10 protein-coding genes and 1 riboswitch are annotated in these 11,926 nt (G+C 73.7%); of the genes, 7 read left to right on the plus strand and 3 right to left on the minus strand.

The window, feature by feature from the left end:
- Positions 1-44 precede the first annotated feature (44 nt).
- From D2L64_RS09520 to D2L64_RS09535, 4 genes are read left to right on the plus strand one after another with little or no spacing between them, the layout of a single operon-like run.
- A complete protein-coding gene (locus tag D2L64_RS09520; protein ID WP_119574515.1) occupies positions 45-1,133 on the plus strand; it encodes a FecCD family ABC transporter permease in 1,089 nt (362 codons plus the stop codon).
- Positions 1,134-1,158: 25 nt separating this feature from the next.
- Positions 1,159-2,139, plus strand: coding sequence for an ABC transporter substrate-binding protein (locus tag D2L64_RS09525; RefSeq protein WP_119574517.1), 981 nt, complete (start codon positions 1,159-1,161; stop codon positions 2,137-2,139).
- The gene (locus D2L64_RS09530) at positions 2,136-2,921 is read left to right on the plus strand and encodes an ABC transporter ATP-binding protein (RefSeq protein WP_119574519.1); all 786 of its coding nucleotides are present in this window, start codon (positions 2,136-2,138) and stop codon (positions 2,919-2,921) included. Before D2L64_RS09525 ends, D2L64_RS09530 begins: the two co-directional genes overlap by 4 nt.
- Entirely contained in the window at positions 2,918-3,613 is a 696-nt protein-coding gene (locus D2L64_RS09535; RefSeq protein WP_119574521.1) for a class I SAM-dependent methyltransferase, read from the plus strand. Before D2L64_RS09530 ends, D2L64_RS09535 begins: the two co-directional genes overlap by 4 nt.
- Positions 3,614-3,647: 34 nt before the next feature.
- Here D2L64_RS09535 and D2L64_RS09540 read toward each other — a convergent pair whose 3' ends face one another.
- Positions 3,648-4,481: a metallophosphoesterase family protein gene (locus tag D2L64_RS09540; RefSeq protein WP_119574523.1), complete on the minus strand. Its 834-nt coding sequence runs from the start codon at positions 4,479-4,481 to the stop codon at positions 3,648-3,650.
- An 18-nt stretch (positions 4,482-4,499) separates the two neighbouring features.
- The gene (locus D2L64_RS09545) at positions 4,500-5,036 is read right to left on the minus strand and encodes a DUF6817 domain-containing protein (protein WP_119574525.1); all 537 of its coding nucleotides are present in this window, start codon (positions 5,034-5,036) and stop codon (positions 4,500-4,502) included.
- Between the two features lie 146 nt (positions 5,037-5,182).
- Here D2L64_RS09545 and D2L64_RS09550 point away from each other — a divergent pair, with 146 nt between their 5' ends.
- Positions 5,183-5,653: a class I SAM-dependent methyltransferase gene (locus D2L64_RS09550; protein ID WP_119574527.1), complete on the plus strand. Its 471-nt coding sequence runs from the start codon at positions 5,183-5,185 to the stop codon at positions 5,651-5,653.
- Positions 5,654-5,677: 24 nt separating this feature from the next.
- Here the strand turns inward: D2L64_RS09550 and D2L64_RS09555 are convergent, their stop codons facing one another.
- Positions 5,678-8,506 (minus strand): AfsR/SARP family transcriptional regulator, encoded by a 2,829-nt coding sequence (locus D2L64_RS09555; RefSeq protein ID WP_119574529.1) that lies wholly within the window; start codon positions 8,504-8,506, stop codon positions 5,678-5,680.
- A gap of 215 nt (positions 8,507-8,721) precedes the next feature.
- On the opposite strand from D2L64_RS09555, the gene D2L64_RS09560 reads away from it, so the two are divergent.
- Together D2L64_RS09560 and D2L64_RS09565 are read left to right on the plus strand one after the other, a co-directional pair.
- Positions 8,722-10,707, plus strand: coding sequence for a lantibiotic dehydratase (locus tag D2L64_RS09560; protein ID WP_119574531.1), 1,986 nt, complete (start codon positions 8,722-8,724; stop codon positions 10,705-10,707).
- 369 nt (positions 10,708-11,076) lie between these two features.
- Positions 11,077-11,295, plus strand: a riboswitch (cobalamin riboswitch).
- A 117-nt stretch (positions 11,296-11,412) separates the two neighbouring features.
- Positions 11,413-11,925, plus strand: coding sequence for an acyl-CoA thioesterase (locus D2L64_RS09565; protein ID WP_119574533.1), 513 nt, complete (start codon positions 11,413-11,415; stop codon positions 11,923-11,925).
- The last annotated feature ends 1 nt before the right edge of the window (position 11,926 follow it).

Here is an 11,926-nt window from a genome sequence, read left to right on the forward strand (position 1 = left end):
TGCCAGTATCTTGCAAGAGCAACAGTAGTGCAGATTGGGGCACGGTGACCGTCACCGCCCTCGCCACGGGTGAACAAGATCTGCTCGGAATCGCGGCACAGCGCCGCCGCACCGGGCTCTGGCTGCTCGCGCTGACCGCCGGGCTGCTGGTCACCGGCGTCGTCGCGGTCGGCTCCGGTGCCGTCGGCATCCCGCCGCCGACGGTGGCCCGGATCATCGGACACCACCTCGTCGGTCTGCCCGGCGAGGTGACGTGGACGCCTCCGCAGGAGGCCATCGTCTGGCAGGTCCGCCTCCCCCGGGTGCTGCTCGGCATGCTCGTGGGTGCCGGGCTGGCCGTGTGCGGAGTGGCGTTGCAGGCCATGGTGCGCAACGTCCTGGCCGATCCGTACCTGCTCGGAATCAACTCCGGCGCCTCCAGCGGCGCCGCCGCGGCGATCCTCTTCGGCGCCGGTGCCGGCTTCGGCCAGTACGCGCTGTCCACCAGCGCCTTCCTCGGCGCGCTCGCGGCGTCCCTGCTGGTCTTCCTGATCGCCCGCAGCGGCGGCCGGGTCACCTCCATCCGGCTGCTGCTCTCCGGCGTCGCCGTCGGCTACGCGCTGTACGCGACCACCAGTTTCCTGATCTTCGCCTCGGGTTCCGCCGAGGGCGCCAGATCGGTGATGTTCTGGCTGCTCGGATCGCTCGGGCTGGCCCGCTGGAACGCCCTGCTGGCGGTGGCCGCGATCGTGCTGATCGGCACCATCGGTTACCTGACCGTGGTCGGACGGCGGCTCGACGTGCTGGCCATCGGCGAAGAGACCGCGCAGACCCTGGGGGTGTCACCGGACCGTTTCCGGCTGCGCCTGCTCGTCCTGGTGTCGTTGAGCGTCGGGGTGCTGGTCTCCGCCGCCGGCAGCATCGGCTTCGTCGGCCTGGTCGTCCCGCACCTGGCCCGGCGCATCGTCGGGGCACCGCACGTCCGGGTGGTGCCGGTCGCCGCGCTGCTCGGGGCGATCCTGCTGGTCTGGGCCGACGTGCTCGCCCGGATGCTGCTGGCGCCGCAGGAGATCCCGATCGGCATCATCACCGCTCTGCTCGGCGCGCCCTTCCTGCTGGTCCTGATCCGTCGTCTGCACGCCACCGGCGCATGAGCGCCCCAGCTGTTGAGAGGTACCGATGAAGACCATCCGGGTCGCCGCCACCGCCGCCACGCTGCTGCTGGTCGCCGCCGGCTGCGGCGGCAACGCCGACGCGCCGACCGCCGCCGGCCCGGGCTACCCGGTCACCGTCACCAACTGCGGCGTGGACGTGACCTTCGCCGCCGCGCCGCAACGGGTCGTGCTGCTCAAGAGCGCGGCCGTACCGTACCTGCACGCGCTCGGGGTGCTCGACCGGGTCACCGCCCGCGCCGGCCAGTACCCGACGGAGTACTACGACGCCGCGACCCTCGCCGAGCTGGACCGGATCCCGCTGCTGACCGACAAGACCGACACCAGCGGCCACCTCCAGATCTCCAAGGAGGTGGTGATCGGTCAGCAGCCGGACCTGGTCCTCGGCGAGGTGGACAACCTCTCCCGCGACACGCTCTCGGCCGTCGACATCCCGCTGCTCGAGGAGCCGGCCATGTGCCCCGGCAGCACCGCCGTGCCGAGCTTCGACGACGTCTACCGCCAGCTGGAGACCTACGGTCGGGTCTTCGGCCGCGAAGCCGAGGCGGCCACCGCGGTCACCGCGCTGCGGGACCGGACGGCGAAGATCCAGGCTGCGGCGGGTACGGCTGCCGAGCGCACCGCGGCGGTGCTGTACCCGACCGTCGGCGGCGGCACCACGTACGCCTACGGCACCGCCAGCATGGCCCACCCGCAGCTTCGCGCCGCCGGCCTGCGCAACGTCTTCGGTGATGTCCAGGAGCGGGTCTTCGAGGTCACCGTCGAGGAACTGCTCGGGCGCGACCCCGACGTGCTGATCCTGCTCCACGGCGACGGTGATCCCACCGCCGTGGCGCAGGCGCTGACCGGGCTGCCCGGCGCCGAGAAGCTCACCGCGGTACGCGACGGCCAGGTGATGACCCAGCTGTTCAACTTCACCGAGCCGCCCTCCCCGCTGTCGGTCGACGGTCTGGAGCGGATCGTGCGGCGCTTCGGGGACGGCACGTGATCCAGGCGACCGGCGTCTCCTGGCGCTACGACACCAACCCGGTGATCGACGGGGTGAGCGTGACCGCCCGACCCGGCCGGGTCCTGGGCCTGATCGGGCCCAACGGCAGCGGCAAGACCACCCTGCTGCGGCTGCTCTACGGCGCCCTGCGCAGCCGGAGCGGGCAGGTCACCGTCGACGGCGACGAGCTGGCCACGCTGCCGGCGCGGGAGGCCGCCCGGCGGCTGGCCGTGGTGGTCCAGGAGACCGGCGGCGAGACCGCGCTGACGGTGGCGGAACTGGTGCTGCTGGGTCGGGGGCCGCACCTGTCGACGTTCCAGCGCACCAGCCGCGCCGATCACGAGATCGCCGCCCGCTGCCTGGCCCGGGTCGGCGCCGCCCACCTCGGCGCGCGGGCGTTCGCCCAGCTCTCCGGCGGTGAACGGCAGCGGGTGCTGATCGCCCGCGCGCTGGCCCAGCAGGCCACCCACCTGCTGCTCGACGAGCCCACCAACCACCTGGACATCCGCTACCAGCACGAGATCCTGCAGCTGGTGCGGACTCTCGACACCTGCTGCGTGGTCGTGCTGCACGACCTCAACCTCGCCGCCCGCTACTGCGACGACCTGGTGCTGCTCGGTGCCGGCGGCGTCGCCGCCGCCGGCACCACCGACGAGGTCCTCGACCCGGGTGTCCTGGAACCCGTCTACGGCATCGGCATCCAACGCCTGGAGCTGGACGGCGCCATCCACCTGCTGTTCCACCCGATCGACCAGCCAGCCGAGGAACGGAGTGCCGCATGAGCACGCAGGAGCGGATCAACGCGTACTGGACCGGCCGGGCGCCGGACTACGACGCGTACCAGCAGCGGCCCGACCGGTTCGACGCCGACCAGCGGGCCTGGGCCCGGATCTGGGCCGAGGCCCTGCCGGCGGCACCGTCGGACGTGCTCGACGTCGGCACCGGCACCGGCCAGGTCGCCATGGTGCTGGCCGGACTCGGACACCGGGTCACCGGCATCGACCTGGCCGAAGGGATGCTCGCCGAGGCCCGCCGGCACGCGGCCACCGTCGCCGACGGCCCGACCATCCGGTACGGCGACGCCGTGCGACCCGACTTCCCGCCCGCCAGCTTCGACGCGGTGACCAGCCGCTACCTGATGTGGACGCTGCGCGAGCCGAAGACCGCGGTGGCGAACTGGATGCGGCTGGTACGCCCCGGTGGGATCGTCGCCGTGGTGGACAGCACCTGGTTCCCCGACGGCCTCGACAACGCCTCGGAGAACTTCACCGACCACTACGACGCCGACGTCCGGGCCGCGCTTCCGTTGGCCACCGCCACCTCCATCGACCAGACCGTGGCGATACTGGAGGCGGCGGGCCTGACGCAGGTCACCGCCACGGCGCTGACCTCGATCTACGAGCTGGACCGGCAGTACGGTGTCGCGCCGAACCACGAGCACCAGATGCAGTACCTGGTCACCGGGCGGGTCTGAGCGGGCGCCGCGCCGACGCCCCGGTCGGCGCCGTTCAGCCGGCCGGCAGGATCCGCCGGATCGGCTGGGGGCTGTCGCCACGACGCCGCCACTCGCGCGGGTAGCCGAGCGACACCTCCTCGAACCGCACGCCGTCGTGCCAGCTGGTCCGCGGAATGTGCAGGTGCCCGTAGACCACCGCGGCGGCCCGGAACCGCAGGTGCCAGTCGGCGGTACGGGTGGTGCCGCACCACTGCGCGAACTCCGGGTACCACAGCACGTCGGTCGGCTCCCGCACCAGCGGATAGTGGTTGACCAGCACGGTGGGCCGGTCGGGTGGCAGCGCGGCCAGCCGCCGCTCGGTGTACGCCACCCGCGCCGCGCACCACGCCTCGCGGCTGTCGTACGGCTCCGGGTGCAGCAGGAACTCGTCGGTGCAGACCACGCCGGAGCGTTCGGCGATGCGCAGCGACTCCGCCTTGGTGCTCGCTCCCGGTGCCAGGAACGAGTAGTCGTAGAGCACGAAGAGCGGCGCCACGGTCACCGGACCGTCGGCGCCCTCCCACACCGGGTACGGATCCTCCGGGGTGTGCACGCCGAGCCGGCGGCACAGCTCGACCAGCTGCCGGTAACGCGCCTCACCCCGCAGCGTCACCGGGTCCGCCGGCACCGTCCACAGCTCGTGGTTGCCGGGGGCCCAGACGACCGTGCCGAACCGTTCCCGCAGCAGCCGCAACGCCCACTCGACGTCCTCGAACCGGTCGGCGACGTCACCGGCCACCAGCAGCCAGTCGTCCGGCCGGTCGGGCCGCAGCGCGTCGACGACCGCCCGATTCTCCGCGTACGAGACATGAAGGTCGCTGACGCCCAGCAGCTGCGGTCCACCCATCGCCGTCGATAGTAGCCACTACGCGGAGCCGAACAGCCGTACCACCTCGGCGCGCACCGCCGGGGAGGTGGCGGGCGCCCATCCGGCGAACAGCTCGGCGAAGTACGTCCGGTGCCGGTCGAGCAGGGCGGGCAGCTGGGCGAGAACGTCCAACTCGTTGACGATGCTCAGGTCGACAAGCGCGGTGAGCTGCCCGGGGCGGACCACATGGCGCTGCCCGGTGAAGCGGTCGAAGATCTCACCGGTGGCGGCGAGCCGCCGCCAGGAGCGTTTCCGGTCACCGGCGCCGTACAGGTACACCAGCGCCTCGGCGTCGGCACCGATCAGCTCACGCAGCCGGTCCCGGTCGCCGCGGTCGAGCAACGCCACGTCGAACCCGTCGGTGCCGTAGACCGCGTGGGTCAGACCCGCCGCCTGCACGTGCGCGTCGTGCCCCAGGTCGGCCAGGCGCTGCTGGACCCGGCACAGGTGGGCGTAGAGCGTCCCACCGGGATGCTCTACCCTCTCGGCGCCCCGCTCGCGCAGCCAGCCCCGCACATCGACATCGGCGCTCATCTCGCCGAGGCTACGGCAGCACGGCCCGGGCCAGTGGCGCCAGACCGCGTGCGGTTGCGCACAGTGCCGGCCGGTCGGGATCGGCGGATGCGAATCACGCCAGCGTGGTCTTGCCACCGACCGTGGGCGGATAGTTGGCTGGTGGCATGGCTCGGATCGGGTACGACGACACCGACGCGACGGCGTTCGAGGCGACCCGGCATCTCACCGACGAAGGGCTGGCCGAGTGGCGGGCGGCGGTGACCCGCCACCTCACCGCGCGCCCCGGCCGGCGCCTACTCGACCTGGGTGCCGGTACCGGCAGTTGGGCGCGCGCCTTCACCGCCTGGTTCCCCGGCACGGAGGTGGTCGCCGTCGAACCGTCGGCGGCGATGCGGGCCCGCTGCGGTCACACCCCTGTGGTCGGTGGGCTCACCCTGACCGCCGTCGAACCGGTCCCCCAGGTGACCGCCGGGTCGCTGCGGGAAGCGGCCGGCACGTTGCGGCGGGAGGCACACACCCTGCTGCAACTGATCACCGATGCCGAGTACGCCGCCGGGGTGGAACGGTTGCGCCGCGCGGCTCGGGCCGACACCGGGCCGGTGGTCGACACGCTGGACCTGCTGGTGCTGCGCTGACAGCCGATAGTCGGTGCGGCGTTGTCACCGTACGACTCCGGGCGGCTCCGCGGGCGCCGACCGGCCCGGGGCGGGGCCGAGTTCCGCGATCCGGCGGCGGGCGTCGGCGGCGGCGGGATCACCCAGTTCGTCGTAGATCAACGCGGCCAGCCGCCAGGCGGCCGCCGCCGCGTTGGTGTTCCCGGTCGCGGCCCGGACGGTGCCGAGGCCGATGAGGGTCTCCGCCTGGTGGTAGCGGTCGGCGGAGGCCCGGAACAGCTCGACGGACTGCTCGTAGCAGGAGACCGCCCGGTCGTGGTCGCCCAGCCCGTGGTAGGCGAACCCGAGGCTGTCCAGGGTGGCCGCCTGGCCGTTGTGGTCGTCGATGAGCCGCTGCTGGTTGAGCGCCGCCGTACAGTCGGCGATGGCCTGCGGATAGTCACCCTGGACCGCGTGCAGGTACCCGATCGCGTTCAGCGCCCGCCCCTCGCCCGCCCGGTTGCCGGCCGCGCGGTGCAGCCGCAGCGTCTCCCGGGCGTGCCGTAACGCCTCGTCGCGTCGGCCGAGCACGAAACAGTGCTCGGTGTAGTTGTGCAGGGTCTGCGCCAGGCCGGCCCGGTCACCGATCTGCTCGTACAGCTCGATCGCCCGTTGGAGGTGGGCGCCGGCCGTGTCGTACTTGCCCAGCCGGTACGCGGCCCGACCGAGCAGCCGGTTGGCGCTGGCCTGTGCCGCCGGCTCGCCGAGGCGTTCGGCCGATTCGAGCGCCACCTGCTGCGCGGTCAACTGGTCCTGCCAGAATCCGCGCGGTGCCAGGAAGGTGGTCAGGGCCCAGGCGAGCTGACAGGCGTACGCGTCGAAACCGGTCGCGTTGGCCTGCCGGATCACCCGCAGCAGGACCTGTCGTTCCGTCGCGAACCAGGCCAGCGCGGCGTCCTGGTCGGCCATCGGCACGTGGACGTTGCCGCCGAGCGGCGGCAACACGGCCACCGGCGGCCACTGGGGCTGGACCAGCCGCCCGGCCGGGTAGGCGCTGTGCAGGTAGTGGTCGTACATCCGGCGGTGGGCTCGGCGCCGGTCGCCGGCCTGTTCGGAGCGTTGCGCCAACTCGGCGGCGTAGGAGCGCAGCAGGTCGTGGAAGGCGTACCGGTCGGGTTGGTGCTCGGTCAGCAGGTGCAGCCGGGTCAGTTCCTTGAGCAGCACCGTCACCGCGGCACGCGGCCAGCCGAGCAACGCCGCGGCGGCGGCGCCGCTCAACTCCGGCCCCGGGTGCAGGCCGAGCAGCCGGAACAGGCGGGCCGCGTCCGGGCTCAGCGCCTCGTACGACCAGGAGAACACCCGCCGCACGTCGCCGTCGGCCAGTACCTCCAGCCGGGTCTCCGGTGTCCTCAGCTCGGCGGCGATCGCGTCGAGCGGGAAGCGGGGCCGGGTGGCCACCCGCGCCGCCACGATCGACAGGGCCAGCGGTAGCCGGCCGGAGGCTTCGATCATCTCGGCCACGGCGGCGGGCTCGGCGTCGAGCCGTTGCCCGTCGACCCGACTGTGCAGCAGGTGCATCGACTCGGTGTCGGTCAGCACGTCGAGGGTCAGCAGCCGGGCGCCTTCGGCGGCGACCAGGTGGCTGAGCTGGTCGCGGCTGGTGACCACGACGACACACCGGCCGGCGCCCGGCAGCAGCGGTCGCACCTGCTCGGCGTCGCGGGCGTTGTCGAGCAGGATGAGCATCTTCCGGTTCGCCAGCAGGCTGCGGTAGAGACCGGTCCGGGCGTCGGTGCTGCTCGGCATGCGGGCCGGTGGCACGTCGAGCGCCTCGAGGAAGCCGAGCAGGGCGTCGGCCGGGGAGACGGTCTCGCCGTCGTCGTAGCCGCGCAGGTTGACGTAGAGCTGGCCGTCGGGGAAGCGGTCGGCGACCCGGTGCGCCCAGTGCAGCGCCAGCGCCGTCTTGCCGATGCCGGCCATCCCGCAGACCACCGTGATGACCACCGAGGTCGGCTCGCCGTCGGGGGCGCCGACGGCCACGTCGAGGCGGGTGAGCTGGGCTCGCCGGCCGACGAAGTTCGGTGTGGCCAGTGGCAGCTGGGCCGGGCGGGTGCGGGGCGCGGCGGCCGGGGCGTGCGGTGCCGCTGCCGCGCGGGGACATCGGTGGTGCAGGATGTCGTCGTGCAGGCGGGTCAGTTCCGGCCCCGGGTCCATCCCGGTCTCCTCGGCGAGGATCTGCCGGGCCTGCCGGAACGCCGCTGTCGCCCCGGCCACGTCGCCGCTGTGGTAGAGCCCGGTCATCAGGTGCGCCCAGGCGCGCTGCCGCAGCGGATGGCGTTCGAGCAGGGCACGTAGCCGGGGAATCACCTGGGCGCCGGCGCCGAGCGCCAGTTTCGCGGCGGCGTGGTCCTCCTCGGCCAGCAGACGCCGCTCGGCCAGCCGGTCTACCCAGCGGGACAACGCGCGTGGCAGCGGTAGTCCGGCCAGCGCCGGCCCGCGCCACAGGGCCAGCGCCTCGGCCAGTTCGGTCTCGGCCAGTTCGGGGTCGCCATCGGCCAGGGCGTCGCGTCCGCGCGCGACCGCGGCGTCGAAGCGGTCGAGGTCCCGTTCGTCGGGCTGCACGCAGAGCAGGTATCCCCCGCTGGTGGTGACGATCCGTCCGGCGCAGTCGAGGGCCTGCCGCAGTCCGCGTACGTAGGTGCGGATGTTGGCGCCGGCGGACGCGGGCGGCTGGTCACCCCAGAGCGTGTTCACCAGTTCGTCGGTCGGGACCGCCTCGCCCGGGCGGCTGAGCAGGAGGGCGAGCAGCAGCCGTTGCTTGGCGGAGCCGAGATCGACTGGCTGGCCGGCCCGGGACACCGACAACGGGCCGAGAAGGTCGAAGCGGAGATACATGCCTCACTCCAGCCGACGGCCTGGCCTGAAGGACGGGTTCAGTTGTACGTCGAATGTGCACGGTTGATACGCCGGCCACCGTACCATCGGCCGCCAGATCGGCGACCTGTTCGGACGGCGGCTGTCGAGGTGTTCATGCGCGAAGAAGCCCCAGGTGAGGCGGCTCGGGACACGCCCACCGCGGACGTCGCGTCGGCCCACCGGGTGGGGCTGCGATGACACGCTGGGATCCGGAGCTGACGGTGCTGAACCGTTCCTGCCTGCCCGTCGGCGCGCTGGCTCGGCTCCGTTCCGAGCCGCTGGCCCGGTTGCTGGACGAGACGTTGGCGGGCGGCCGGCAGGCCGCCGGGACGCCGGCCGCGGAGTTCGTCGACGGGCTGCTGGCCGACGAGCGGGTCGACCGGCTTCTCGCGGTTCGGGAACTGGCCGCCGATCCGGTGTTCCGGCTCGCCCTCGACCGTGGCGATCCGGCCCTCGCCGCCGACCTCGCCGGCTGGCTCGCCGACCCGGACCGGACACCGGGCGAGCGTACGCTCCGTGACCTGGTCCGCCGGCTCAGCCTTGCCGCGGCGCAGACCGACCCGGGTGGTGTGTTCCCCACCAGCGGCCCGGTGGCCTGGGTGCGGTACGGGCCACCGGTGGTGGCGCACCCCGGGCCGCGACGCACCGGCGACGACGTCGCCGAGTACCACGACCGCCGGGTCCGGCTGCTGGCCGGCGCACGCCGGTCGGTCGGCAGCGCACCGGGTGGCTCCGGCGCGACCCGGATCAGCGCGCCGACCGTCCGCACCATCCGCGACCGCAGGCCACCCCCGCCACCGCTGGCCACCTGCGGTACCCGCTGGTGGGCGCCAGTGGCGGCCGACCTCGACGCGCTCCGCGGCTGGCTCGCGCCGTTCGCGCCGACGCTGCCGGCGCGGCTGATCCTCACCGAACTGTTCGGCGCGCGGATCCGCGCCCGCGGCCCGCTGCCCGTGCCGGAGTTCTACCGCGAGTACCAGCGGATCGCCGGCGACGCCGCGGAACTGGCCGACTGGTCGGACCCGACGCTCTACCGCAGTACCCGGGACAGCGTGTGGCCGTCGGTGCGGCAACTGGGACAGGTGGTGGACAGCGCCCTCGCCGCGTTGTCCCCACACCCGGCGGCGGAGCATGCCGCCGGGACACCGGCGTCGACAGCGGGGGTGGGCGGGGAGGCTGCCCCCGCTGTCGACGCCCCGGTGGGTACGGGCGTCTGCGTCGAGGTGGGCGTGCTGCGGGCCACCACCGCCCGATATCCCGACTGGGTACCCCCGCTGCGGTCGCTCTGCGCCGGTCTGCAGATCACCCACACGCCCAGCGGCTACCTGCAGGCCGTGGTGAACGCCCTGCACCCCGGGTTCGGTGCGATGCGGGCCCGGTCGGACCGATTGGCCGGCGTCCGGCGGACGATCGGCGTGCCGGACCCGTCGGCGGGTGGGCGCCAGGTGGGCGGCCGGGGCCGGTGGCTCGGCGTACCGGTGTCCGGGGAACCGCCGCTGGTGCTGGCCGACACCGCCCGGCTGCCCGTCGCCGACCTGGACGTGCACCTGGACGACCGGTCGGGCCTGCTGGCGCTGCGCTCCCGCAGCCGCCGACAGCCGGTACGCGTGGTGCACACCGGACTGCTGACCGGGTCCCGGCTTCCTCCGCTGTCGCGGCTGCTCGCCGTGTTGTCCGGTGAGACGCCGCCGGGTTCGCCGCTCGGCCGGGCACCGGAGGTCGCCGAGCACCCGCACCGCTGGCCCCGGCTGACCGTCGGCCAGCTGGTCCTCGGGCGGGCCCGGGTCTCGTTCCCCGCCGACCAGGTTCCCGTCGCCAGGCCGGGCGAGCGCGACGGCGGTTACCTGCTGCGGTTGGCGCGGTGGCGAGCGACGCACGGCATCCCCCGGCGGTGCTTCGTCGCGCTGTCGCGACGAAGCACCGGGTCCGCCACCCGCCGCTGCGGGCACGGTGGGGCCGGCTCGTTCTACCTGGACTTCGACAGTTGGCTGCTGGTGCAGGACTTCGTCGCCGCGGTGCGCCGGCCGGACACCGTCGCGGTGGTCTTCGAGGAGGCCTTGCCGGATCCGCTCGGACACGGCGTCGACCTGGCCGACCACGTGACCGAACTGTTGCTCGACGTCGCCGCCGACGAGCCGTCCTGGTCGGTGGCGTCCGGACGGCTGCCCGCGCGGCGGTGAGCGATCGCGTCACCAACGCACCTGAACTCCGTTTGTCGCGGCCGGTGCGAGCCGGCCGAGGGAGGTGGCAAACGGCCGGACGGGTGGCTTGTGCAGCTCAGTGGCACAAGCCACCCGCGCCCGGTGCTGCGGGCCACCGGCGGGTGGACCCACCGCGTACGCGGGAGGCGGATCCCGCCGGCTGCGGCGTGCCGGGAGCGGACCGTCGGCGACGGGATGGCCGACGGTTCGCTCCCGCACGCCGCGGCCGCCCGAAGCGTCCGGGTCGGCACCCGACGCGCCGCGCCAGGCGGGGGTGGCGTGGCACCCCGGTGAGGGAGGTGGCTCACAACCGGTACCGGGGTGGCGGGTGGAGCGCCCCGTCCGGGATACGGTGTCGGCGGCGCTGGTTCGCCCGGCCGAGCATCGGCCGGGCGTCGTAAGAGGGAACCCGGTGTGACTCCGGGACTGCCCCGCAGCGGTGAGTGGGAACGACCGCCGTCAACCGAGCACTGGACCGCGAGGTCCGGGAAGCGACGGCCAGTAGGAGACCGGTGAAGGCCGGTCGCGCCCGCGAGTCCGAAGACCTGCCCGCGCCGCGCACACGCGGTGTGTGCGCTGCCGTCGACCGCGCGGGCGGGTCGTACGGGTGACGCGCCGTTGGTGCGCGTCCTCGACGTGCGCGCCGGTGGGTTCGACGGTGTGCTTCCCGAGGACGGATGAGCCATGTACGACACCAGCACCCTCACCGGCCGACCCCCGTCGGCGTCACACCTGACCCTGTCGCAGATCATGGACCAGCACCACACCAACCTGATGGGCACGGTCCACGGCGGCCGGATCCTGAACCTGATCGACTCAGTGGCCGGGGTGGTCGCCGCCCGGCACTCCGACGGGCCGGCGGTCACCGCCGCCATCGACGAGACGGCCTTCCTGCGGGCGGTGCGCGTCGGTGACGTGGTCCACGTCGACGCCCGGATCACCTGGGCGGGACGCAGCTCGATGGAGGTCGCCGTCAAGGTCACCGCCGACCGGTGGGACCGGGCGGTGCCGCCGACCGACGTGGCCACCGCCCATCTGGTGATGGTCGCCGTCGACGACGACGGCCAACCCCGACCGGTGCCGCCGCTGCTGCCCGAGACCGACGGCGACCGGCGCCGCTACCGGGAGGCGCAGATCCGCCGCGAGCATCGGCTCGCCCTGCGCCAGGCGTTGCTCGACGGCGCCGAGGACGGCTGAG

It is taken from the genome of Micromonospora radicis, from assembly GCF_003583405.1.
In the GTDB taxonomy this organism is placed as follows: Bacteria; Actinomycetota; Actinomycetes; order Mycobacteriales; family Micromonosporaceae; genus Micromonospora; species Micromonospora radicis.